Origin of the sequence: Nonomuraea candida (genome assembly GCF_000725485.1) — a bacterium.
Classification (GTDB): domain Bacteria; phylum Actinomycetota; class Actinomycetes; order Streptosporangiales; family Streptosporangiaceae; genus Nonomuraea; species Nonomuraea candida.
In genome coordinates, this window is the sequence record NZ_JOAG01000026.1 from 126,821 (window position 1) to 149,718 (window position 22,898).

Sequence of the window (22,898 nt, forward strand, 5' to 3'; positions counted from 1 at the left end):
CAAGGACCGGCCCGGGGACCCGCCGAAGGGTCTGCTCAGGTGCCCGTTCACGTGATCGCCCCGCCCAGGTAGGCGCTGGCCACCCGCGGGTCGCCGGCCAGCTCGTCGCACGGCCCCTCGGTCACCAGCCGCCCGGACTCCAGCACGTACGCCCGCCGGCACAGCTCGAAGGCCAGCCGCGCGTTCTGCTCGATGAGCAGCACCGTCAGCCCGTGCGACCGGTTCAGCCCGGCCAGGTGCGCGGCCAGGTCGGCCGTGACGTTGGGGGCCAGGCCCAGGGACAGCTCGTCCACGACCAGGACGTCGGGCCGCGACATCATGGCCCGGCCGAAGGCGACCATCTGCTGCTCGCCCCCGGACAGCACGCCGGCCCGCCGGGAGGACAGCTCGGCCAGGCGGGGCAGCAGTTCGTACACGAAGGAGGGGTCGCGCTGCCCGGAGCGCCAGCCGCCGAGCGCCAGGTTGTCGGCGACGGACAGGTCGGGGAAGAGCTGGCGGCCCTCGGGGATGAGCGCGAGCCGGCCGTCCACCCGCACCGTGCCGGCCGCGGGCCGCAGCAGCCCGGCCAGGGTGTCGGCCAGGGTGGACTTGCCGGCGCCGTTCGGGCCGAGCAGGGCGACCATCTCGCCCCGGCCGACCGTGAGCGTGAGGCGGTCGAGCGCGGTGGCGGTGCCGTACGAGACCACCAGGTCCCGGACCTCGATCATGAGGTCTGTCCGAGGTAGGCGGCCAGCACCAGCGGGTCGGCCCGCACCTCGGCCGGCGGCCCGTCGGCGATGACCTGGCCCAGGTCGAGCACCACGACGCGGTCGGCGAGCCGGGTCACGAACGCCACGTCGTGCTCGATGAGCAGGATCGTCAGCCCGTCCGCCCGCAGCTCCTCCACCAGCGCCGCCAGGCGCTCGCGCTCGGCGCCGCGCAGCCCGGAGGCGGGCTCGTCGAGCAGCAGCAGCCGGGGCCGCGCGCACAGGGCGCGGGCGAGCTGCAGCGCCCGCTGCTGGCCGATCGGCAGCAGGTCGGCGGGCCGGTCGGCCCAGTCGGCCAGTCCCACCCGCTCCAGCGCGCGGTCCGCCGCGGCGGCGATCTCGCGCTCGTCGCGCCGGTGCCGGGGCAGCCGCAGCGCCGCCGAGACGAACCCGGCGCGGGTGTGCCCGTGCGCGCCCACCATGACGTTCTCCCTGACGGTCATGCCGCGGAAGACCCGGGCCGCCTGGAAGACGATCGACATGCCCAGCCGGGCCCGCCGGTGCGGCGCGAGCCGGTCCACCCGCTGCCCGAGGAAGGAGATCCGGCCGTGGTCGGCGGCGAGGTGCCCGGTGATCAGGTTGAACAGGGTGGACTTGCCGGCCCCGTTCGGGCCGATGACGCCGCAGACCTCGCCGTCCGCGACGCTCAGCGAGACGTCGCGGACGGCGTAGACGCCCCCGAAGGAGCGGGAGACCCCGGTGACGGTCAGCACCCTGTCTACCCCTGCGCGGTGACGGTCTTGGTGAGCTGCTCCATGGCCCACTCGGTCGGGACGAACTGGCCGTTCTTCACCGTGTTGACCGAGATGTACTCGGGGGAGAGCCCGGAATGGTCGGTGGGGGAGTAGCGGAAGCGGCCGTTCGGCGTGATCAGGTCCATCTTCTCCAGGGCCTGCTGGATCTTGGTCTTGTCCGTGCTGCCGGCCTTCCTGATGGCCTCGAACAGCAGCAGCGACGCGCTGTAGCCGTCCTGCGCGAACTGCGGCGGCGGATAGCCGTGCTTCTGCTCGTACGGCCCCGCCATCTGGTCGATGACCTGTTTCTGCTTGCCGGCAGGCAGGTGGTCGCCCACCACGCCGATGGCGCTCTGCACGGTCATGCCCTCGGCGGCGGCGCCCATCGGCTCCAGCCAGAGCTTGCTGGCCTGGGAGGCGGTCAGGAACAGCGGGGTCTTCAGCCCCGAGGCGACGTACTGCTTGGCCGCCGTCACGCCGGGCGCGCCCGAGCCCCAGAACACCAGCGCCTCTGCCTTGGAGTCGCGCACGTGCTGGAAGAGGGGGCTGAAGTCGGAGGTGGTGGTCTCGTACGGCTCGTCCACGGCGATCGTCACGCCGTACTTGGGGGCCAGCTCCACCATGGACTCGTGGCCGGAGACCGAGTAGGCGCTCTTGGAGTCCCAGGCCACCGCGATCGTCTTGATGCCCTCGGCCTGGATGTACTGCAGGTAGCGCTCGGCGTACATGCTGGACAGGGCCGGGGTGACGAAGATGTAGGACTTGATCGGCTCGACCTGCTCCTGCGCCGGGGCCAGCGACAGGTACGGCATCTTGTCGCGCTGCGCGAGCGGCTCGACCGCCAGCGCCGAGTTGGAGAACACCGGCCCGATCAGCGCGTCGATCTCGCCCTTGATCTGGTTGTAGGCCACGATGCCCTGGTCGGGGGCGGTCTTGTCGTCGCGCGTGACCAGCTCCACCTTGCGGCCGAGCAGCCCGCCCTGCGCGTTGACCTGCTCGACGGCCATCTCGACGGCCTTCTTGTCCTCGCTGCCGAGCGGCGTGTAGTTGCCGGTCAGCGAGACGATGAGGCCCACCCTGATCGGCTCCTGGGCGCCCCCCGAACCACCGCCGCCCCCGCACGCGGTCACGGCCACCAACAGGCAAGCCAGGGACGGAAGAAACCTGCGCATCAGGACCTCCTGGGCCGGGTGGCCCCAAAAGTAGGCAGGTACATTACGGCTGTCAATAGAGTGCCTAACATCCGGAGACAAGCTGTTATGCGGCCTCAATCGGTGATCCTCACCTTCCTCGGCGACCATGTCTACGGCCGCGGGATCTGCGTCTCGTCGCGGAGCTTCATCGAGGCGTTCGGCAAGGTGGGCATCTCCGAGCAGGCCACGCGCTCGACGCTGACCCGGATGGTCAGGCGCGGGCTGCTGCGCCGCCGCAGGGCGGGCCGGCGCATGTACTTCGGGCTCACCCCGACCAGCGCCGACGTGCTCAGGGACGGCGAGCGGCGGATCTGGCACAGCGGCGTGGTCAACGACGCCGACGAGGACCGGTGGACGCTGATCGGCTTCTCGCTGCCCGAGTCCTGGCAGCGCGAGCGGCACGAGCTGCGCTCCCGGCTGGTCTGGGCCGGGTTCGGGCCGCTGCAGAACGGCTTGTGGATCGCTCCAGGCGAGGTGGACGCCGCCGGGGTGATCGACGACCTCGGGGCGAACGTGAAGGTCTTCTCCGCCGAGCCGCGCCGCCCGACCGACATGCAGGCGCTGATCGGCGACGCCTACGACCTGGACGGCCTGGGCGCCCGCTACCGGGAGTTCCTGAGCCGTTGGGACCGGGCCGACCCGGCGCCGGACGCGGCCGACGACCTGGCGCGCTCGCTGATGCTGCTCACCGGCTGGCTGCAGATCATCAGGAGCGACCCGCGGCTGCCGCTGCGCTACCTGCCGCACGACTGGCCGGCCGACAAGGCGCAGCGGGTCTGCCACACGCTGCACGAACGCTTCCGGCCGGAGGCGGCGCGCGTCGTCGCCGGGCTGCTCGACGCCATTCCCGACGAGACCTGGCCGGGCACGGCCGTCCCGCAGGAAAGTTCGGCAGAACGGTGACAGCAGTCGCATAGTGGCCTAATTTGAGGGCCTGAGCGTCTCAAGGAGGCCCATGAGGAATCAGGGGATCGGCTCGTGGCCGGCGCGCAGGGCACGCATGACGCCCGAGCGGGTGGCGATCTCGTACCGGGGGGTCGACCGCACGTACCGGGAGCTGCGGGACCGGGTGAACCGGCTGGCCTCGGCCCTCCGCGCGGGCGTGGGGCGGGGTGACCGGGTGGCCTTCCTCGGGGCCAACCAGCCGGCGATGGTGGAGACGTTCTTCGCGGCGGGGCTGCTGGGGGCCGTGTTCGTCCCGCTCAACACCCGGCTGGCCGGTCCGGAGCTGCGCCGGATCCTGGACGACGCCGAGCCGGCGCTGCTCGTGCTGGGCGAGGAGCGCGACGACGGCGGCCTGCCGGGCCGCCACCTGCGCGCCGCCGACTACGAGGAACTGCTCGCCTCGGGCTCGCCCGAGCCCGTCGACGAGCCGGTGAGCAGGGACGACGTGGCGATGATCATGTACACGTCGGGCACCACGGGCCGCCCCAAGGGCGCCATGCTCACCCACGGCAACCTCACCTGGAACGCGGTCAACCTGCTCGTGGACGTGCCGCTGGGACACGACGAGGTGGCGCTGGTCGCCGCGCCGCTGTTCCACATCGCGGCGCTGGGACAGGCGCTGGTGCCCGGCGTGCTCAAGGGCGCGCGGGCCATCCTGGAGCCGTCGTTCGACGTGGACCGCGCCTTCGACCTGATCGAGTCGGAGCGGGTGACGCTGATCGCCGGGGTGCCGACGATGTTCGCCTTCCTCGCCCAGTCCCCGCGCTGGCCGGAGGCCGACCTGTCGAGCCTGCGCCACCTGGTGTGCGGGGGCGCGCCGCTGCCCCTGCCGCTGATCCGCGCCTACCAGGAGCGCGGGCTGGCGCTGCTCCAGGGCTACGGCATGACGGAGACCTCGCCCGGCGCGCTGTTCCTGGCCGCCGAGCACGCGCTCGGCAAGGCGGGCACGGCCGGCGTGCCGTGCTTCTTCTCCGACGTGCGGCTGGTCGCGCCCGACGGCTCGCCCGCCGCCCCCGGGGAGCCGGGCGAGCTGTACGTCCAGGGCCCCAACGTCATGAAGGGCTACTGGCGGCGGCCGGAGGAGAGCGCCGAGGTGCTGTCCGGCGACGGCTGGTTCCGCTCGGGGGACATCGGCGTGGCCGACGCCGACGGGTACGTGCGCATCTCCGACCGCGTCAAGGACATGATCATCTCCGGCGGCGAGAACATCTACCCCGCCGAGGTGGAGAGCGCCCTGCACGAGCACCCCGCGGTCGCCGAGTGCGCCGTGATCGGCGTGCCGGACGACAAGTGGGGCGAGGTTGGCAAGGCGTTGGTCGTGCTCCGGCCCGGCGCGGCGGCCGGGCCGGAGGAGCTGCTCGGGCACCTGGACGGCCGGCTGGCCCGCTACAAGATCCCGAAATACCTGGAGCTCGTCGCCGAGCTGCCGAAGAACGCGGCGGGCAAGCTCCTCAAGGCCCCGCTGAGAAAGCTCTACGGAGGAGGATGATCCCCTTGCGCACCTCACCGCCCTTCCGCGCCGACCATGTCGGCAGCCTGCTCCGGCCGCCCGCGCTGCTGCGCGCCCGCCAGACCCTCACCGGCGACGAGCTGCGCGCGGCCGAGGACGCGGCGATCAGGGACGTGGTGCGCAAACAGCGCGACGCGGGCCTGCAGAGCGCCACCGACGGGGAGTTCCGCCGGGCCTCCTGGCACATGGACTTCATCTACCGCCTCGGCGGCGTCGGCCAGGCCGCGGACGAGCACATCACGGTCCGCTTCCACAACGCGCGCGGCGACATCGAGTTCACCCCGGCGGCGCTGCGCGTGCACGACCGGATCCGGCTCAACGAGCCGATCTTCGCCGACGACTTCGCGTTCCTGCGCGACACGGTACGTGAGACGGCGGGTGACACGGCGGGTGACACGGCGGGCGGCTCCGGGGGGCTGGTGCCGAAGCTGACCATCCCCTCGCCCAGCATGGTCCACTACCGGGGCGGCCCCGCCGCGATCGACCCCAAGGTCTACCCCGACATCGAGGAGTTCTGGCGTGACCTGAGCGCGGCCTACGCCGAGCAGGTGCGCAGGATCGGCGCGCTCGGCTGCACCTACCTGCAGTTCGACGACACCAGCCTGGCCTACCTGAACGACCCGGCGCAGCGCGCGGAGCTGGCCGGGCGCGGCGACGACGCCGAGCACATGCACCTGCGCTACATCAAGCAGATCAACGCCGCGCTCGCCGCCAAGCCGGCGGGGATGACGATCACCACGCACATGTGCCGGGGCAACTTCCGCTCCTCCTGGGCCGCCTCCGGCGGCTACGACTTCGTCGCCGAGGCGCTGTTCAACGAGCTCAAGGTGGACGGGTTCTTCCTGGAGTACGACGACGAGCGCTCCGGCGGGTTCGAGCCGCTGCGCTTCGTGCCGCCCGGCAAGATGGTGGTGCTCGGGCTGGTCACCACCAAGCGGGGAGAGCTGGAGTCCAAGGACACGCTCAAGCGGCGCATCGACGAGGCGGCCAAGTTCGTCGACCTGGACCAGCTCTGCCTGTCGCCGCAGTGCGGCTTCTCCTCCACCGTGGAGGGCAACGAGCTGACCGAGGCCCAGCAGTTCGCCAAGCTCGCCCTGATCGTCGAGACCGCCCAGGAGGTCTGGGGCTGACCCGGCCGGCCGCCGCCCGCGTCCGCCGGTGACACGGCCGCTCCCGCGCGCCGGTTGCGCCGGGCGCCACGATGAGCCCCGGCGGGAGCCTTCTCTCCCGCCGGGGCCCGCGTCAACCGCCGGCGGCCGGGGTGAGCGGCCGCGGGGTCACTTGACGACGATCGTGGTGAGTGCCCGCGGCTGCAGGGTCACCGTGCGGCCCGTCACGGCGGACGGGGTGAGGTCGTTGGCGCTGTCGGTGACGTACGCGGTCGCCCGGCCGCGCACGCCCTGCCAGATGATCGGGGCGGTGCCGGTGTTGAGCGCCACGATCACCCGCGAGCCGTCCCGGTTGCGGAAGGCCGAGACCTTCAGCGCCGGATCGGCCGCGCTCGCCTCCACGCGGACCGCGCCGGGCCGGATGAACCTGCTGTACGCCGCCAGCGCCCACAACCGCTTCGACACGTGGTATTCCTTGGCCACGTCGTCGAGCTGGAGCAGCGCCCTGGTCGCGCCGCGCGAGCCGCCCAGCCAGTAGATGTAGGCGCTGACGTCGCCCAACGTGAGCGCGTCGTGCACGGCCGAGGCGACGGTGAAGCCGTCATAGCCGCTGCCGTCGTCCCACGCCTCGTTCCAGGTGTTGCCGTTGGGGTTCCACTCCGACATCCAGCTCTTCCTGGCCGTCGGGAGCGGGCCGTCCACCGGGCTGGCGTAGGTGTGGCCGGTGTGCGTCTTCACCCAGCGGCGGGCCTCGGGGTCGGCCTCGATCGCCGCCGTGTACGCCTTGGCCTGGTTCCAGCCGAACGAGTCGCAGCAGACCAGCTTCGTGCCCCTGGCCATGGGGCCGAGCACCTTGACGAACTCGGCGGCCTGCTCCGGGGTGAAGCGCATGGAGGCGTACGGGGCGGTGTAGTCGGGCTCGTTCGTGAACCCGAGATCGGTGATCCTGATGCCCTCCTTGGCGTAGAACCTGGTGTAGTCCACCAGGTACCTCGCGTACGCGCGCTGCCACTCGGGCAGGAGCGTGCCGCCGTTCTTGTCGTCGCCGTTGTCCTTCATGTAGCCGGGGGCGCTCCAGGCGTCGGCGAAGAAGCGCTCGACGCCGTACTTCCTGGCCTCCTTGGCGACCCAGACCTGGCTGTTGTCGTCGCCGTCCCAGACGTACTTCGGCGGGGCGTCCGGGCCGCCGGGGTTCTCGGGCTGGATCGACACCATGTGGTCGTACGGGCTGCCGGCGGGGGAGGAGCCGATGCCCAGCCGCAGGATGCTCAGCCCGGCCCCCTTCCTGCGGTCGAACCACAGGTCGAGGACCTCGCGCTGCTGCCGCTCCGACAGGGCGGCGAGCAGCTCGTTGCGGCGGAAGGCCTGGGAGATGCCGAAGCCGTCGATCTCCTGGTGCCTGACGCGCTCGTTCACGGTGATGGCCGGGGGAGCGGCGAGCTGCTCGGGGGCGACGGCCGGCGAGCCGAGCAGGGTGAGGGCGACGAGACCTCGCAACATGGCGCCTCCGAAAGTTTCGGACAGGTGACGATATATTTCGTCGAACGCCGCGACCGTAAGCGTCAGGAGGCACTCCCGTCAACCAGTGATCGATCGGCCTGCGGCCTTCCCGCCGGGGCGACGCCGGCCGGGAACGGCGATCGGGCCCGCGCCTCCCCGGCCTGCGGCCTTCCCGCCGGGGGCGACGCGGGCCGGGAACGGCGATCGCCCCGGACCGGGCGGTCCGGGGCGATCCGCGGGAACTTCGGGGAACCGTCAGCGGGCCGACTCGGCGCGCTCCTTGATGGCCAGCATCTGGCGGCGCATGGCCAGGAAGTCGCCGACGTCCGTCATCGCGAGGTAGGCGGTGCCGCGCACGGTCGGCTGCGCGCGGACGCGCAGGCGGAAGATCATCCGGGTCTTGCCGTCCTCCAGCTCGCGCAGCCGGATCGAGCAGGTGGCGGTGGCGTCCGCGCCGCGCATGGCCAGCACCAGCGTGTGCGGCGGGTCGAGCAGCTCCACCGCGAAGCCGCCGTCCGCCTCGCCGTGCAGCACGTCACCGACCTTCAGCCCCTGCGGCTCGGCCGGCGGCCCCTCCTGCCCGGTCGCCGCCGGGGTGCCGCCCGGGCGGTAGCCGCCGAGCCGGACCAGCCACGCCCAGACGGTGGCCGGGGGCGCGCCGACGGTGACCGCCCGGGTGGCCTGGTGCTGGGGCAGGCGGATGAGGTCGTCGCCGGGCATCTCCGCGTGGACCTCCCGGTCGTCGGCGCCCCAGCGGAGGTGCCACGGGCGGACGGCGAGCAGATAGCCTGCCGCCGCGCCGGCCGCCAGCCTGAACAGCGAGCGGGTCATGAACATGCGCACTCCTTCGATCGCACCGGTTGCGCGGGCTCAGCGGCCGAAGCAGATCGTCCGGCCCGCTCTGACCTGGTCCTCCTTGTACGTCACCCGATCCGCCGAGCCGCCCTGCGGATCGACCAGGATGATCGTGTCACCCCGGTTGCCGAGCCGCACCGCCCCGTCCAGCGTCACCCGCAGCGCGGCGCCGCCCTCGATCGTGCCGGTCAGCTCCCTGCGCCCGCCCGCCGCGTCGGTCAGCGCCCAGCCCGCCAGGTCGATCGCCGCCGGCGTGAGGTTCAGCAGCGTGACGCTCTCGCGCCCGAGGTCCGCGCCGGCCGGGTCGGGCAGCGCGGCCACGATCAGCAGGTCACCGGCCTTGACCAGCGGCGGCTTCACCGGCGTGCCGGGCCCCGCCGGGTCCGGGCTGATGATGAAGTCCTCCGGCCACGTCGTGAGCTGGATCTGCTGCCCCGCGCCCCTGACGACGTCGTGCAGGTTGCCGCGCTCCAGCGTGGGGATCAGGAACAGCTCGTCGTCCCGGTTGACCGGGTCGGCGCGCAGCCAGCCGTCGAAGCCGTCGAAGTCCGTGAACCCGGCCGCCAGGTATGGCACCAGCCGCCGGAACAGCTTCGGCCACATCACCAGCCGCTCCAGCCCGGCCAGGTCCCGCACGGTGGCCGCGCCGTTGGGGTCGGCGGCCGAGCGGGGCCAGAGGCCGCCCGCCTTGCGCCGGGCCGCCTGCGACACCTCCGCCAGATGCGTGCGCAGCTCCGCCGGCAGCGTCGCGTAGAAGGCCGGGTAGGCCAGCCCGGCGGCGAGCAGCCGGCCGTTCACCGACTGGTCCACGAGCGGCCCGTCCACGAACACGGTGGTCCCGTCGGTGCCCGGGTGGTCCCCCGCGTACACGAAGGCGATCAGCCGGCCGTTGGCGTCGATGCCGTTGGCCAGCGCGTGGCCCCGGATGGAGTCCTGGTCGGCGGACTCGACCCTGTTCGGCAGGTCCTCCCAGAAACGCACGTTCGTGAAGCCGAGCAGGCGCAGCAGCTCGTCGCGGGCGGCGTTGGCGCCGTCGAGCTCCTGGTGGGTCTCCGAGAAGTGGGTCTCCAGCGCGTCGATCGCCTCCAGCCGGACGGAGACGCCGCGGGCGTTGAGGTCCGGCGGCCGGCCGGAGCGCCGCGGCAGCGCCTCGACCAGGGCCGGCGAGTCGGGCAGGAACTTGACGGTGTCGCCGTCGGGCTCCGGGCCCTGGCGCGGCAGATCCGGATACCGGATGACGAAGCTGCCGCGTAACAGCGTGTAGCTCATCGATGCCCCCCATCCACGTGGCCGTCCCCCCGACAGGTAGCCAGCGGAGCGTAACTCGCATAGAGGGCATCGTCCACGTACCACGGCAAAAGGCTTCTAGCGGTACACGGCGACGGCCGCCTCCGCGACCAGGACGTCCACGATCTCCACGAGCTCGCCGACGGGCGGATCGGCGGCCGTGGCGATCTCGCGCAGCCGCGCGACCAGCCGGCCGGCCGGCTGGTCGAGGTAGAGCTGCTCCTCCAGCCGCAGCACCGCGACCAGCCCGCACAGCCCGGCGCAGCGCGCGTCCGGCGGTTTCCAGCCCTCCACGGCCGAGCGCACCCCCGAGGAGGCCCGGACGACCGAGGCGATGTCGGCGAGCTCGTGGCGCGTGTACGGCAGCATGCCCAGGCGCCGCCGGCTCACCCGCACCAGCACCCCCGAGGCGAGCAGGCCGTCACGGGTCAGACCGCACAGGTCGGCCGCCGCCGCCCGCTTGAGCAGGGACCTGGCGTCGGGGCCCCGGGCGGCGAGCGCCACCAGGCCGTCGGCGACGGCGTCACCGGCGTCCTGCCCCGCCCCGGAGTCGCCGGCCGGCCAGGACCACGGCCCGTCACCGCCGGTCCGGCCCGTGGCGGAGTCGCCGCCGGCCCGGCCCGCGGCGGGGTCGTCGCCGGAGGGGAGTGGCCGGACCGCCAGCCGGCCGGCCGACGGGACGATCCGGCCGGCGAGCAGCAGGTCGAGCAGCGCCGCGCCGGCCAGCCCGAGCGCCAGCGACGACGCGTGCACCAGCGGCTTGCCGGACTGGTCGTGGGCGAGGAGATAGAGGTCGTGGTGGAGCGGCAGCCTGGTCATCGGGCCGCTCCTACAGGTGCCCGGTCAGGGTCGGGCGGCGGCCCAGGGCGTACAGGGCGATCAGCACCAGGACGCCGGCGCCGAGCCAGATCAGGCCCAGCACCTGCGCCAGCAGGTTGGCGTTGATCACCACGAAGACCAGGATGCCGGCCCCGATCAGCGGCGCGACCAGGTGCCGCCACACGTCGTCCGAGCCCTGCCGGAGCGAGTGGTGCACGATGACGGAGACGTGCAGCACGATGAACGCCACCATCGCGCCCATGTTGATCAGGCTCGACAGCAGCGTGACGCCGTCGGCGCGGGTGGACATCCACAGGCCCAGGCCCATGGAGAGCAGGCAGATGAGCAGGATGGCGTTGGCCGGCACCGAGTGCCGGACCGACACCTTGGCCAGGAAGGACGGGAGCTGCCTGTCGCGGGCCATCGCGTACAGCAGGCGCGAGACGGCCACCTGCGCGACCATGGTGTTGACCAGCCCCCAGGACAGCGCGGTGGCGAACGAGGTGAGGTGCCTGAGCCACTCGCCGCCCGCGACGGCCGCGGCGTCGTAGAAGGCGGTGTCGCTGGGCCGGGCCAGCAGCCCGGCGGGGTCGGGCACCAGCAGGGCGGCCACCCAGACCTGGACGATGAAGAGCACGCCCGCCAGCAGGAGCGCCGTCCGCATGGCCCGGCCCACCTCCGCGGAGCCGCCCTTCGACTCCTCCACCAGCATGCTGATCCCGTCGAAGCCGAGGAAGGACAGCACGGCCACCGACACCGCGGCGAACACCACCGGCCACGAGAACGTCTCGGCGTTGAACAGCGGCGAGAGGCTGAAGCCGCTGCCCTTGCCCTGGAGCAGCGCCCAGAGGCCGATCAGCAGGAACAGCGCCAGGACCACCAGCTCGACCACGATCATGATCCTGGTGAGCTTGACGGTCATCCTGATGCCGCGCAGGTTGATCAGCGTGTTGACGGCCACGAAGATGATCAGCCAGGCCCAGACGGGCACCTGCGGCACGCTGGCGTTCATGGCGACGGAGGCCACCAGGTAGAGCAGGCAGGGCACGAGCAGGTAGTCGAGCAGGATCATCCACCCGGTCAGGAACCCGACCGGCGGGGCGATGCCGCGTCCCGCGTAGTTGTAGACCGAGCCCGACAGGGGGAACGCCTTGACCATCTGGGCGTAGGACGCGGCGGTGAACAGCAGCGCGACCATGCCGACGAGGTAGGCCAGGACCGGCATGCCACCGGAGGCGGCATAGACGCTGCCGAAGATCGCGAACGGCGCGATCGGCACCATGAACGCCAGGCCGTAGAAGACGAGGTCGGCCAGCCCGACCCCGCGACGTAACTCCTGCCGGTACCCGAACTGCTCGATGTTCTGTTGTGTGCGCACGACAGGCCTCTCCAGTCGTCATGCAGGGGCGGGGGGTTCGATTCGGAGATCCTTTCGTAGCCCGGGGCCGCCTCGCAAGAGCGCAGGACGTGCCAGGCACGCCGCCGCCGAGAGCGTGGTCAAGATCGCCACGCGCGGGAACGCCGCCTCGGGCTGACCCCGGAAGCCGCCGCGCCGTCGGCGCCGGGCGTGACCGGCAGCGGCCGGGGCGGGGCCGCCGGTCAGTGGCCCATGCCGTGGCCGCGCCGCGGAGGCTTGCCGTAGCCGAGCACGCCCATCATGCCCAGCTCCTGGTGGTAGAGGTTGTGGCAGTGGAACATCCACTCGCCGGGGTTGTCCGCCAGCACGTCGATGTTCAGCTTCTTGTACGGCATCACGTTCACGGTGTCCTTGCGCGGCCCCTTCCGGCCCGTCGTCTCGACCTGGAAGGTGTGGCCGTGCAGGTGCATCGGGTGCCACATGTGCGTGTCGTTGTGCAGCACGATCCGGAGCGTCTCGCCCCGGTCCACCCGCAGGCGCAGCGGGTCGTCGGCGAGCCGGTCGTTGAGCGTCCACTGGTTGCCCCCCGGGCGCTCGCGGAAGCCGAGCTTGACCGTGACGGTCCTGGACGGCGCGTCGAGCCGGTCGGCGCGCCGCGCCTGCAGGTCCTGGTACCTCAGCATCCGCCGGTGCAGCTCCGGCACCTTGACGTCCGGCGGCGGCGTGACGGCCCGGCGCGAGGTCCGCACCACCGCGAACGCCCGCCCCCTCTTGCCCTCCGCCAGCGCCATCAGCGGGAACGCGCCCGAGTCGAGCGTCACGAGGAAGTCGTAGCGCTCGCCCATGCCGATCAGGAACGTGTCCACGGTGACGGGCCTGCACGGGAACCCGTCGGTGTGGGTGACGGTCATGCGGTGCCCGCCGAGCGCGACCCGGAAGGCGGTGTCGGCGGCCGCGTTGATCACCCTGAACCTGACGCGGGCGCCCGGGCGGCCCACGAACGTCGTGGGGTCGTCGGCGGTGTTGCCGTTGACCAGGTAGTACGGGTAGCGCACGTGACCCGAGGTGCCGCCGAGGACGTGGCTGGTGAGGCTCTCGTCGTGCGGGGTGGTGTTGACCCGCTTGAGCGCGGCGTCCGCGTCGCCGTTGACGCCGTCGACCCAGTCGTCGAGCACGACGGTGTACTCCTGGTCGTAGGAGAGCGGCTCGTGCGGGTCGGCCACGATCAGCGGCCCGTACAGGCCGCGGTCGCTCTGCATGCCGACGTGTGAGTGGTAGAAGTACGTGCCGGGGTCGGGGACGGTGAACACGTAGTCGAACGTCCCGCCGGGCGGGGTGGCGCGCTGGGAGAAGCCGGGGGCGCCGTCCATGGCCGCGGCGATCCTGATGCCGTGCCAGTGCACGGTGGTGGTGGCGGGCAGCTCGTTGACGAGCCTGGCGCGCACCACCTCGCCGGCCGTGGCCCGGATGGTCCGGCCGGGCATCGCATCGTCGTAGGCCCAGGTGGTGACAGTGCGGTGGCCGAGCCGGATCGTCGTGGGCCTGGCCCGCAACACCACGCCGCCGCGCTCGGGCCGGCCCGCCGCGGCGACGGCCGGGGCCGCGCCTGCGCCCAGGCCCGTTCCCGCGCCCGCGAGAGTGCTGAACATGCCGGTGACGAACAACCTGCGGGACACGCCCCCGTACGAACCATTCACTGCAGATCCCCCCATCCACCTGGCAAGGTAACGGACAGTGACCGGCGAACCCGTGCGCCACGCGGGTGAGCGGCCCGGAAGGCGGTGGCGGGCCCGCGGTGCGCCGTCCGGCCGCGCTCACCCCTTGATCGGCCGGAAAGCGGGAAATATGGTGTTAATCGTTTAACACCGGCGAGCGGCCGGGAGGTGACATGTCCCCGCATGAGAGCTGAAGGCCGAGATCGCCGCGGACAATTACCCCATAATCCTATAGGAAATGCTAGGTTATTCGACTAACATGAGACCCACAGCGCGACAAGTGGCCGAGCTGGCGAACGTGTCGGTGGCGACCGTCTCCTACGTGCTCAGCGGCAAGGACCGGCCCGTGTCCGCCGAGACCAGGCAGCGGGTGCTCAACGCCGCCAGGCAGCTCGGCTACACCCCCAACCAGGCCGCCAGAAGCCTGCGCAGGCGCCGCACCCAGCGCGTCTGCCTGGTGCTGAGCTCGTTCGGCGGCGTGCCGACCGACGAGCGGCTCTCCACCGACCTGCACGAGATGGCCGACGCGCGCGGCTACTCCGTGGTCTCGCTCGCCGTCTACTCCGAGGCCCGGGCCAAGGCCGCCGTCGAGGCGCTGCGCGGCGGCATCGCCGACGGGGCGCTGATCAACGTCGCCGGCGACCACCTCGCCCACGACCTGCTCGCCGGGCTGGCCGCCACCGGGCTGCCGATGGTGGTGCTGAGCAACGAGAGCGGGCTGGAGGGGTGCGACGTCGTCCGCACCCCCGAGACGCAGGCGTGCGCCGAGGCCGTCGATCACCTGCTGGCCACCGGGCGGCGGCGGATCGCGTTCCTGGCGCACCGGCACGAGCTCTACCGCGACGAGCCCGTGGGCCGGCTGCTCGGCTACACCACCGCCCTGGAGCGCCACGGCGTCACCGACCGCATCGTCACCGGGGGCGCGGACGACCGCGTGGCGGCCTACCAGACCGCCGCCGAGCTGCTGCGCTCGCCCGACCGGCCCGACGCGATCTTCGCCGCCTCCGACCGGGCGGCGATCAGCGCCATCTGGGCCGCCAGGGACCTGGGGCTGCGCGTGCCCGAGGACGTCGCGGTCGTCGGCGTCGGCAACATCGACGAGGGTCTCATCAGCAACCCGCAGCTCAGCACCGTCGGCCCGCTGCGGCACGACTACACCGACGTCGTACGCCTGCTCTTCGACCGCCTCCGGGCCGAGGAGCCGCCGCCCGCCCGCGAGATCGTCCGTTCGTGGACCTTCGTGCGGCGGGGCTCGTCCTAGAAGGGAATCCGCCAGATGTCCTCCCACCCCTCACGCCGCGAGCTGTTCCGTCTCGCCGGGGCGGCCGCCGCCGTGCCCGTCCTGGCCTCCTGCGCCGGAGCGCCGAGCGCACCCGCCGCCGCGCCCGGCACGTTCACCGTCTACTGGAACGCGGGCCACGACTACCAGGCGTACCGCGCGGTGATCGCCGAGTTCGAGCGGGCCCACCGGGTCAAGGTCAACCTCCAGAAGTACCAGTGGCCCGACCTGCGGACCAGGCTGCTGGCGGACTTCGCCTCCGGGACCGTGCCGGACCTGGTGGAGGAGCCCGGCGGGTGGGTGCAGGAGTTCGCCGTCTCCGGCAACGCCCGCCCGCTGCAGGACTACGTCGACCGCGACGGCGCGGCGATGGGCTTCCCCGCCGACTGGCAGCCGGTGACCGTGGAGCGCAACTCGTACCAGGGCAAGGTGTACGGCGTGCAGCTCCACCTGACCTGCAACACGCTCTTCTACAACCGGGGGATGCTGCGCGAGGCCGGCGTGGAGCCGCCCACCACCTGGGACGAGTTCCTGGAGGCGGCCCGGAGGCTGACCCGGGACGGCGTGTACGGCGCCGCGCTCAACCAGGACTACACCTACATGTGGCCCTGGATGGTGCAGGCCGGCGTCACCCCCTACGACCTGGAGACCAAGGCCATCATGGAGCCGCGCGCCGACGCCGTCGCCGCCCTGCAGTTCCAGGCCGACCTCGTCCACAGGCACAAGGTGGCACCCGTGCCGACCACCGGCACCGACTACTCGGGCCCGCAGAAGCTGTTCTCCGCCGAGCGCGCCGCGATGATCTTCACCGGTCCGTGGGACCTCGACCCGATCAGGAAGACCAGCGCCGGCATCGAGCTGGGCGTCGCGCCGCCGCTGAAGCACAGGACGGCGGCCACCCAGGCGGCCGGCGTCAGCCTGTTCGTGCCCGCCAAGGCGAGCAGGCCCGAGCTGTCCTGGGACTTCATCAAGCGCGTCACCGCCCTCGACGTCGAGCGGGCCGCCACGAAGGAGACCGGCATGCTCATGCCGCGCAAGTCGTGGGTGGACCTGCCCGAGGTGCAGAACGACCCCGTCACCAAGGTCTTCGCCGACGCCCTGCCCACCGCCAGGGACTCCTCCCAGCAGGTGCGCCTGACCGGGCAGCTGGGCAGGTGGGAGGAGCAGCTCAAGGTCATGTACCAGCAGGTGCTCATCCAGAACAAGCCGGCCGCCGAGGCGCTGGCCGACTTCGTCAAGGCGGCGGAGGGCTTCCTGAAGTGAGGCCGCGCACGCTCTCCGGCCGCTACGCCAGGACCGCCTACCTCTTCCTGCTCCCCGCGATCCTGTTCTTCGCGGCCTTCTTCTACCTGCCGATCGGCAACGTGGTGGCCACCAGCCTGCGCACCGGCCCGATGGCCGACCAGTGGACGGGCCTGGGCAACTACGCCCAGGCCCTGGGCGACCCGGCCGTGCGGCACTCGTTCCTGATCACCGCCGGCTTCTCGGTGCTCGTGGTGGCGGGCTCGATCGTGCTCGGGCTGGCCCTGGCGCTCGCGCTGGACCAGCCGCTCAAGGGGCGGGTGGCCTTCCGGGTGCTGCTGCTGGTGCCGTACCTGACGTCGGTGGCGATCGTCGGGCTGCTGTGGCGCAACATCCTCGACCCCGAGCTGGGCGTGCTGAACCGGCTGCTGGCCGAGCTGGGGCTGCCCGGGCAGCAGTGGCTCAACACCGCGCCGCTGCTCACCATCGCCGCCGTCACGCTCTGGCAGAACGTCGGCTACACGATGGTGTTGTTCCTGGCCGGGCTGCAGGGCATCCCCGAGACCTACCACGAGGCCGCCAGGATCGACGGGGCGGACGCCTGGCACCGGTTCTGGCGGATCACGCTGCCGCTGCTGGCCCCGACCACGCTGTTCGTCTCCGTCATGGCGGTCATCTCGGGGCTGCAGGCGTTCGGGCAGGCCTACATCATCACCAACGGCGGCCCCGGCGACGCCACCGACCTGTCGGTCTTCCACATCTTCAACGTCGCCTTCCGCGCCAGGGACTTCGGCTACTCTTCGGCCCAGTCGGTGCTGCTGCTGATCGTCATCGTGGCGTTCACCCTGGTCCAGCTCCGGGCCGGGCGGCGCGGGGAGGTCCAGTACTGATGCGCAAGGCCCTGCTCTACACCCTGCTCACACTGGCCTCGCTCGTCACGGTCGTGCCGCTGCTCTACATGGTCTCGCTGTCGCTCCAGACCGAGACCGAGACACTGTCGGCCGAGGCGGTCCTGTGGCCGCAGACGCCGCAGTGGGGCAACTACGCCGAACTGTTCACCAGGGCGCCGTTCGGCGACTTCATCGTCAACAGCCTCGTCGTGGCCGGCGCGATCACGCTGGCGCACCTGCTGTTCGACCCGCTCGTCGGCTACGTCTTCGCCAAGTTCCGCTTCCCGCTGCGCAACACGCTGTTCGTGGCGCTGCTGGCCACGCTCATGGTGCCGTTCTTCGTGCGGATGATCCCGCTGTACGTGCTCATGGCCAACCTGGGCTGGCTGAACACCTACCAGGGGCTGGTCACGCCGTTCCTCATGGACGCGTTCGGGATCTTCCTCATGAGACAGTTCATCCAGCCCATCCCCGACGACCTGATCCACGCCGCCCGCATCGACGGCGCCTCGGAGCTGCGCATCTACCGCAGCGTCATCCTGCCGCAGACGCGGCCGGCGCTGGCGGTGCTGGGGCTGTTCACGTTCGTCTTCCAGTGGAACGAGTTCCTCTGGCCGCTGGTCGCCACCACCACGCCCGAGATGCGCACCATCCCGGTCGGGCTCACCCTGTTCAACCAGGAGTACTTCACCCTGTGGCACCTCACGGCCGCCGGCTCGGTGATCCTCTTCGTGCCCACCGCCGTCCTGTTCGTCCTGACCCAGCGATACTTCGTCCGGGGCATCGCCCTGACCGGTCTCAAGTGAGGAGTTCCTTGTCGTGCGCCCGAACGTGATCGTCGTCTTCACCGACCAGCAGCGGTGGGACACCGTCGGCCCCTTCACCCCCAACCTCGACAGAATGGCCAGGCACGGCACCCAGGCCACGGTCGCGATCACCCCGCAGCCGGTGTGCGCGCCGGCCCGCGCCGCGCTGCAGACGGGCCGCTACCCGACCACGACCGGCGTCTACCGCAACGGCCGCGTGCTGCCGCCCGGCGAGCGCACGCTGGCCCACCACTTCGGCGCGGCCGGCTACGCCACCGGCTACATCGGCAAGTGGCACCTGGCGGGCAGCGAGCCGGTGCCCGAGGAGCAGCGCGGCGGCTACCGCTCGTGGCTGGCGGCCAACGCCCTGGAGCACACCTCCGACGCCTACCGCACGATCGTCTACGACGAGGCGAACGAGCCCGTCCTGCTGCCCGGCTACCGCTCCGACGCGCTCATCGACGCGGCCGTGCGATTCGTCGCCGACCACGCCGACGAGCCGTTCTACCTGTTCCTGTCGCTGCTGGAGCCGCACCACCAGAACGAGGTGGACGACTACCCGGCCCCCGACGGCTACGAGGAGCGCTACCAGGGCCGCTGGATGCCGCCGGACCTGGCCGCGCTCGGCGGCACCGCCCACCGGCACATGGGCGGCTACCTGGGCCAGGTCAAGCGCCTGGACGAGGGGCTGGGCCGGCTGCTGGACGCGCTGCGCAGCATGGACCTGCTGGACGACACGATCGTGGCCTACACCTCCGACCACGGCAACCACTTCAAGACCCGCAACGGCGAGTACAAACGCTCCTGCCACGACGCGTCCCTGCGGGTGCCGCTGGCGCTGCGCGGCCCCGGCTTCGACGGCGGCGGCGCCATCTCCCGGCCGGTCAGCACCCTCGACCTGCCGCCGACGCTGCTGGAGGCCGCCGGGCTGCCGGTGCCCGCCGGGATGCAGGGGCGCTCGTTCCTGCCGCTGGTGCGCGACCCCCGCGCCGCCTGGCCCGAAGAGGTGTTCTTCCAGGTGAGCGAGTCGGAGGTGGGGCGCGGCATCCGCACCTCGCGGTGGAAGTACTACGCCGTGGCCGAGGACGCGCACCCGTGGGACGACCCGGCCGCCGGCCGCTACCGGGAGCAGGCCCTGTACGACCTGGAGCACGATCCGCACGAGCTGGTCAACCTGGCCGGCCACGCCTCGCACGCGCGGGTCGCGGCGGAGCTGCGCGAGCGGCTGGTGGCGCGGATCGCCGCGGCGGAGGGGGCCGCGCCGGTGGTCGAGCCCGCGCTGCCGCGCGAGGGGCGGCACCAGGCGATGCCCGACCCCGAGGTGCGGCTGCACGGCCCCAAGCCGGTCCGCTTCGGCCACCAGCCCCGCGCCGCCTCCTGACCGTCTTCGCCTCCTGACCCTCTGCGCCTGCGGGTCCGGGCCTGCGGGTCCGGGCCTGCGCGTCCGTGCCTGCGGGTCCGGGTCCTCGGGGCCGGCCCCCGGGGGCCGGGCCTCCTGGTCCGCGTCCCGCGGGCGCCGCGTGATAGGGAAGGAACGACCACTTATCCGTCGTGTCAGGAAGTGGGAACGTCGCACTCGGCAAGGTGAGGAACCGCATGTCCATATCGCTCCCGTCCACCGGCACGCTGGCCGTCGGCGGCAAGACCGTGCACCGCCTCGGCTTCGGGGCCATGAGCCTGACGGGGCCCGGCGTCTGGGGGCCGCCGCGCGACCACGACGGGGCCGTCCGGGTGCTGCGCCGGGTGGTCGAGCTGGGCGTGACCTTCATCGACACGGCCGACTCCTACGGCCCGTACGTCAACGAGGAGCTCATCCGCGAGGCGCTGCACCCCTACCCGGAGGAGCTGCTGATCGCGACCAAGGCCGGGTTCGTGCGCACCGGGCCGGGCCAGTGGCACGCCGTGGGACGGCCCGAATACCTGCGGCAGGAGGTCGAGATGAGCCTGCGCAGGCTCGGCGTCGAGCGGCTGGACCTGCTCCAGCTGCACCGCGTGGACCCGCAGGTGCCGCTGGAGGACCAGGTCGGCGAGCTCGCCGCGCTGCGCGACGAGGGCAAGATCGCCGCGATCGGCCTGTCCGAGGTGGGCGTCGAGGAGCTGGAGCGGGCGCGGCGGGTCACCGCGATCGCCTCCGTGCAGAACCGCTACAACCTCAGCAACCGCTTCTCCGACCCGGTGCTCGACCACTGCACCGGGCAGGGGATCGTGTTCATCCCCTACAGCCCCGTCGCCAAGGGCGCGCTGGCCGGGCCCGGCAGCCCCGTCGAGCACGTCGCCAAGGCCACCGGGGCCACGCCGGCCCAGGTCAGCCTGGCCTGGCTGCTGGCCAGGTCGCCGATGACGCTGCCGATCCCCGGCACCTCGTCCATCGCCCACCTGGAGGAGAACCTGGGGGCCTCGACCGTGTCGCTGACGGCCGAGCAGCTGGCCGAGCTGGGCTGAGCGGCGGGCAGGACCGGCCGCGGCGGGGGCAGGACCGGCCGCGGCCGGCGGCGGAGACAAAGAGAGGGGCCGGCCCCCAGGCGCGGAGGGCCGGTCCCCGGTCTTCAGGGGGTCAGCTCAGGCCGTTCTTCATGGCCGTGAGCAGCTCCGCGTTGGTCGTGTCGCCGCTGAGCTCCCAGAAGAACGCGCCGCCGAGGCCCTGGTTCTTCGAGTAGCTCATCTTGCCGCCGATCGTGGCCGGCGTGTCGTAGCTCCACCACTGGTTGCCGCAGTGCGCGTACGCCGTGCCCGCGACCGTGCCGGTGGCCGGGCAGCGCGTCTTGAGCACCTTGTAGTCCTCGATGCCCTGCTCGTACGTCCCCGGCGCCGGACCCGTGGCCGTGCCGCCCGGCGCGGCCTGCGTCACCCCGGTCCAGCCGCGGCCGTAGAAGCCGATCCCGAGCAGCAGCTTGCTCGCGGGCACGCCCTTGCTCTTGAGCTTCTGGATCGCGTTGTCGGAGTGGAAGCCGGCGATCGGGATGCCGGGGTAGGAGGTGAGCGGCGAGTGCGGGGCCGTCGGGCCCTGCGCCGCCCAGGCGCCGAAGAAGTCGTAGGTCATGACGTTGTACCAGTCCAGGTACTGCGCCGCGCCGCCGTAGTCGGCCGCGTCGATCTTGCCGCCGTCGGTGCCGTCGGCCGTGATCGCGGCGGTGACCAGGTAGTCGGGGCCGAAGCGGGTGCGCAGCGCCGACATGAGGTTCCTGAAGGCCGCCGGGCCACTGCTGTCGCAGGTCAGGCCGCAGGCGTTCGGGTACTCCCAGTCGATGTCGATGCCGTCGAACACGTCCGCCCAGCGCGGGTCCTCCACCAGGCGGTGGCAGGACTCGGCGAACGCGGCCGGGTTCTGCGCGGCCTGGCCGAAGCCGCCCGACCAGGTCCAGCCGCCGAAGGAGAAGAGCACCTTCAGGTGCGGGTACTTCTTCTTCAGCTTGCGCAGCTGGTTGAAGTTGCCGCGCAGCGCGCCGGCGTCCCAGGTGTCGGCGACGCCGTCCACGCTCTCGCCCGCCTGGTAGAAGCGGTCGTAGTCGGCGTAGCTGTCGCCGATCGTGCACTGGCCGTTCTGCACGTTGCCGAAGGCGTAGTTGATGTGCGTCAGCTTGGCCGCCGAGCCGCTGGTGTCGATGTTCTTGACGTGGTAGCCGCGCTGGTAGACGCCCCACTGCACGAAGTAGCCGAGCACCTTGTCCCCGCCGTTGCCGTTGCCGCCGGTGGTGGTGGCGGTGACGGAGGCGCTGTGTGCCGAGCGGTTGCCGGCGGCGTCGCGGGCGCGGACGGTGTAGGTGTAGGCGGTGTTCGCGGTCAGCCCGGTGTCGGTGTGGGTGGTGCCGGTGACCGTGGTGACGAGGGTGCCGCCGCGGTAGATCTCGTACCCGGTGACGGCCACGTTGTCGGTCGAGGCGTTCCAGGCCAGGGTGACGCTGGTGGCGGTCACGCCGGTCGAGCGCAGGTTGCCGGGCACGCTCGGCGCGGCCGTGTCGGGCTCGCCGCCGGTCGCGACCTTCCACAGGGCAGGCACGTTAGGGGGCTCCCAGCCGGGCTGGGAGGTGTGGCTCTGCACGCACTCGTACTCGACGCCGTTGTGGGTGACCCGGGCGCCCGCCGCGTACGCCGTCCACGGCGCCCAGGCGGCGGCCTGGACGGCGGCCTGGGAGGCGGCCTGGGAGGCGGTGGGGGCGGCGAGGGCTCCCGGCGGGGCGACGACGGCCGCGGTGAGCGGCAGCGTTAACGCCGCCAGCCCGGCGAGGACCTTGCTCAGGATGGTGTGTCTCATGACGCTCCGACATCCGGTTGGGGGGTGTACAGGGGGTGGGATGCCTAGGAAACTATTAGTAAAGTTTCCTTTTAGTTATGGGGCGACGGTATCCCCACCCGGCGGAGGCAGTCAATACGTTGCGCGCAGATCGTGAAATCAGGTGGTAAGGCCCGCGAGCCTTCCGGGGGCGCTCCCGTGACCGGCCGGCCCCGGCTGATAACGGTTGCGGAACGGACGGTGACGCCGCGTACGCCCATACCTCAGCATTGAGGTGTGGCAGGTATGACCGCCTGGCGGCGGGCGGCTGAACGTCGGGGGCCCTACGTGGCCCGTGCGGTGGCGGAGCTGCGGTCCTGGCCCGCACTGGTGATCAGCGACGGCCGGCGCGGCACCAGCTTCGCCGTGCGCGGCACCGAGATCCTCCGGCTGACCGGCGCCGCCGAGGTCCAGGTGCGCCTGACCGCCCCGGCGATCCACCGGCTCGGGCCGTACCTGCGCGCGTGCGCCCAGGTGCAGGAGTGCCCCGACGGCGCCTGGGTGGCCGTCCAGGTGGACGCCGAGCCGGACCTGGAGCTGCTGTTCGCCCTGACGAGCGTGGCCATCAAGGAGCACGTGCCCGTGGAGGCGTGACCCTCCGTCCCGCGGGGGAGGCTGCTGGATGGCGTGCACCGTGGTTC

At 72.1% G+C, this 22,898-nt stretch carries 20 protein-coding genes; 10 read left to right on the forward strand and 10 right to left on the reverse strand.

Going from position 1 to position 22,898, the window contains the following annotated elements:
* Positions 1–47: 47 nt before the first annotated feature.
* Genes IO39_RS24610 through IO39_RS24620 form a run of 3 tightly spaced genes read right to left on the reverse strand, consistent with a single transcriptional unit; the run spans position 48 to position 2,652 of the window.
* On the reverse strand, positions 48–707 hold the full coding sequence (locus tag IO39_RS24610; protein WP_043627623.1) for an ABC transporter ATP-binding protein: 660 nt from the start codon (positions 705–707) through the stop codon (positions 48–50).
* Complete coding sequence (locus tag IO39_RS24615; protein WP_043627625.1) at positions 704–1,459, reverse strand: ABC transporter ATP-binding protein; 756 nt, start codon at positions 1,457–1,459, stop codon at positions 704–706. Before IO39_RS24615 ends, IO39_RS24610 begins: the two co-directional genes overlap by 4 nt.
* Positions 1,460–1,464: 5 nt before the next feature.
* Positions 1,465–2,652: an ABC transporter substrate-binding protein gene (locus IO39_RS24620; protein WP_043627628.1), complete on the reverse strand. Its 1,188-nt coding sequence runs from the start codon at positions 2,650–2,652 to the stop codon at positions 1,465–1,467.
* 87 nt (positions 2,653–2,739) lie between these two features.
* On the opposite strand from IO39_RS24620, the gene IO39_RS24625 reads away from it, so the two are divergent.
* From IO39_RS24625 to IO39_RS24635, 3 genes are read left to right on the forward strand one after another with little or no spacing between them, the layout of a single operon-like run.
* On the forward strand, positions 2,740–3,576 hold the full coding sequence (locus IO39_RS24625) for a PaaX family transcriptional regulator (RefSeq protein WP_052423325.1): 837 nt from the start codon (positions 2,740–2,742) through the stop codon (positions 3,574–3,576).
* Positions 3,577–3,628: 52 nt separating this feature from the next.
* Positions 3,629–5,107: an acyl-CoA synthetase gene (locus tag IO39_RS24630; RefSeq protein WP_043627630.1), complete on the forward strand. Its 1,479-nt coding sequence runs from the start codon at positions 3,629–3,631 to the stop codon at positions 5,105–5,107.
* A gap of 5 nt (positions 5,108–5,112) precedes the next feature.
* A complete protein-coding gene (locus tag IO39_RS24635) occupies positions 5,113–6,258 on the forward strand; it encodes a 5-methyltetrahydropteroyltriglutamate--homocysteine S-methyltransferase (protein WP_245642189.1) in 1,146 nt (381 codons plus the stop codon).
* A 147-nt stretch (positions 6,259–6,405) separates the two neighbouring features.
* Here IO39_RS24635 and IO39_RS24640 read toward each other — a convergent pair whose 3' ends face one another.
* The 6 genes from IO39_RS24640 to IO39_RS24665 all read right to left on the reverse strand — a co-directional run bounded on the left by IO39_RS24640 (position 6,406) and on the right by IO39_RS24665 (position 13,731).
* Positions 6,406–7,737, reverse strand: coding sequence for a glycoside hydrolase family 30 protein (locus tag IO39_RS24640; protein WP_043627632.1), 1,332 nt, complete (start codon positions 7,735–7,737; stop codon positions 6,406–6,408).
* A 255-nt stretch (positions 7,738–7,992) separates the two neighbouring features.
* Complete coding sequence (locus IO39_RS24645) at positions 7,993–8,574, reverse strand: SRPBCC family protein (RefSeq protein WP_052423326.1); 582 nt, start codon at positions 8,572–8,574, stop codon at positions 7,993–7,995.
* A gap of 33 nt (positions 8,575–8,607) precedes the next feature.
* Positions 8,608–9,861: a lamin tail domain-containing protein gene (locus tag IO39_RS24650; protein WP_043627634.1), complete on the reverse strand. Its 1,254-nt coding sequence runs from the start codon at positions 9,859–9,861 to the stop codon at positions 8,608–8,610.
* A 96-nt stretch (positions 9,862–9,957) separates the two neighbouring features.
* Complete coding sequence (locus tag IO39_RS24655) at positions 9,958–10,698, reverse strand: GOLPH3/VPS74 family protein (RefSeq protein WP_043627636.1); 741 nt, start codon at positions 10,696–10,698, stop codon at positions 9,958–9,960.
* A gap of 10 nt (positions 10,699–10,708) precedes the next feature.
* Positions 10,709–12,076 carry an APC family permease gene (locus IO39_RS24660; protein ID WP_043627639.1) on the reverse strand — a complete coding sequence of 456 codons (1,368 nt, stop codon included), beginning with the start codon at positions 12,074–12,076 and terminating at the stop codon, positions 10,709–10,711.
* Between the two features lie 221 nt (positions 12,077–12,297).
* The gene (locus tag IO39_RS24665) at positions 12,298–13,731 is read right to left on the reverse strand and encodes a multicopper oxidase family protein (RefSeq protein ID WP_245642190.1); all 1,434 of its coding nucleotides are present in this window, start codon (positions 13,729–13,731) and stop codon (positions 12,298–12,300) included.
* Positions 13,732–14,029: 298 nt separating this feature from the next.
* Here IO39_RS24665 and IO39_RS24670 point away from each other — a divergent pair, with 298 nt between their 5' ends.
* From IO39_RS24670 to IO39_RS24695, 6 genes are all read left to right on the forward strand, one after another.
* The gene (locus IO39_RS24670) at positions 14,030–15,031 is read left to right on the forward strand and encodes a LacI family DNA-binding transcriptional regulator (protein WP_043627643.1); all 1,002 of its coding nucleotides are present in this window, start codon (positions 14,030–14,032) and stop codon (positions 15,029–15,031) included.
* A gap of 15 nt (positions 15,032–15,046) precedes the next feature.
* Positions 15,047–16,312, forward strand: coding sequence for a sugar ABC transporter substrate-binding protein (locus IO39_RS24675; protein ID WP_052423327.1), 1,266 nt, complete (start codon positions 15,047–15,049; stop codon positions 16,310–16,312).
* Positions 16,309–17,181: a carbohydrate ABC transporter permease gene (locus IO39_RS24680; RefSeq protein WP_043627645.1), complete on the forward strand. Its 873-nt coding sequence runs from the start codon at positions 16,309–16,311 to the stop codon at positions 17,179–17,181. Before IO39_RS24675 ends, IO39_RS24680 begins: the two co-directional genes overlap by 4 nt.
* A complete protein-coding gene (locus IO39_RS24685; RefSeq protein WP_043627647.1) occupies positions 17,181–17,987 on the forward strand; it encodes a carbohydrate ABC transporter permease in 807 nt (268 codons plus the stop codon). The genes IO39_RS24680 and IO39_RS24685 overlap by 1 nt, the downstream gene beginning before the upstream one ends.
* A 13-nt stretch (positions 17,988–18,000) precedes the next feature.
* Positions 18,001–19,368: a sulfatase family protein gene (locus IO39_RS24690; RefSeq protein ID WP_052423328.1), complete on the forward strand. Its 1,368-nt coding sequence runs from the start codon at positions 18,001–18,003 to the stop codon at positions 19,366–19,368.
* 215 nt (positions 19,369–19,583) lie between these two features.
* Entirely contained in the window at positions 19,584–20,429 is an 846-nt protein-coding gene (locus IO39_RS24695) for an aldo/keto reductase (protein ID WP_043627649.1), read from the forward strand.
* 112 nt (positions 20,430–20,541) lie between these two features.
* Here the strand turns inward: IO39_RS24695 and IO39_RS24700 are convergent, their stop codons facing one another.
* Positions 20,542–22,239 (reverse strand): glycosyl hydrolase family 18 protein, encoded by a 1,698-nt coding sequence (locus tag IO39_RS24700; protein ID WP_052423329.1) that lies wholly within the window; start codon positions 22,237–22,239, stop codon positions 20,542–20,544.
* A gap of 264 nt (positions 22,240–22,503) precedes the next feature.
* Here IO39_RS24700 and IO39_RS24705 point away from each other — a divergent pair, with 264 nt between their 5' ends.
* Complete coding sequence (locus IO39_RS24705) at positions 22,504–22,851, forward strand: luciferase domain-containing protein (protein ID WP_245642197.1); 348 nt, start codon at positions 22,504–22,506, stop codon at positions 22,849–22,851.
* The last annotated feature ends 47 nt before the right edge of the window (positions 22,852–22,898 follow it).

Bases quoted from the DNA above. Each gene is read 5' to 3' on its own strand.
- IO39_RS24695 (WP_043627649.1), top strand. From the start codon at position 19,584: ATGTCCATATCGCTCCCGTCCACCGGCACGCTGGCCGTCGGCGGCAAG.
- IO39_RS24630 (WP_043627630.1), top strand. From the start codon at position 3,629: ATGAGGAATCAGGGGATCGGCTCGTGGCCGGCGCGCAGGGCACGCATG.
- IO39_RS24705 (WP_245642197.1), top strand. From the start codon at position 22,504: ATGACCGCCTGGCGGCGGGCGGCTGAACGTCGGGGGCCCTACGTGGCC.
- IO39_RS24700 (WP_052423329.1), bottom strand. From the start codon at position 22,239: ATGAGACACACCATCCTGAGCAAGGTCCTCGCCGGGCTGGCGGCGTTA.
- IO39_RS24625 (WP_052423325.1), top strand. From the start codon at position 2,740: ATGCGGCCTCAATCGGTGATCCTCACCTTCCTCGGCGACCATGTCTAC.
- IO39_RS24610 (WP_043627623.1), bottom strand. From the start codon at position 707: ATGATCGAGGTCCGGGACCTGGTGGTCTCGTACGGCACCGCCACCGCG.
- IO39_RS24685 (WP_043627647.1), top strand. From the start codon at position 17,181: ATGCGCAAGGCCCTGCTCTACACCCTGCTCACACTGGCCTCGCTCGTC.
- IO39_RS24645 (WP_052423326.1), bottom strand. From the start codon at position 8,574: ATGTTCATGACCCGCTCGCTGTTCAGGCTGGCGGCCGGCGCGGCGGCA.
- IO39_RS24670 (WP_043627643.1), top strand. From the start codon at position 14,030: ATGAGACCCACAGCGCGACAAGTGGCCGAGCTGGCGAACGTGTCGGTG.
- IO39_RS24675 (WP_052423327.1), top strand. From the start codon at position 15,047: ATGTCCTCCCACCCCTCACGCCGCGAGCTGTTCCGTCTCGCCGGGGCG.
- IO39_RS24650 (WP_043627634.1), bottom strand. From the start codon at position 9,861: ATGAGCTACACGCTGTTACGCGGCAGCTTCGTCATCCGGTATCCGGAT.
- IO39_RS24655 (WP_043627636.1), bottom strand. From the start codon at position 10,698: ATGACCAGGCTGCCGCTCCACCACGACCTCTATCTCCTCGCCCACGAC.
- IO39_RS24640 (WP_043627632.1), bottom strand. From the start codon at position 7,737: ATGTTGCGAGGTCTCGTCGCCCTCACCCTGCTCGGCTCGCCGGCCGTC.
- IO39_RS24620 (WP_043627628.1), bottom strand. From the start codon at position 2,652: ATGCGCAGGTTTCTTCCGTCCCTGGCTTGCCTGTTGGTGGCCGTGACC.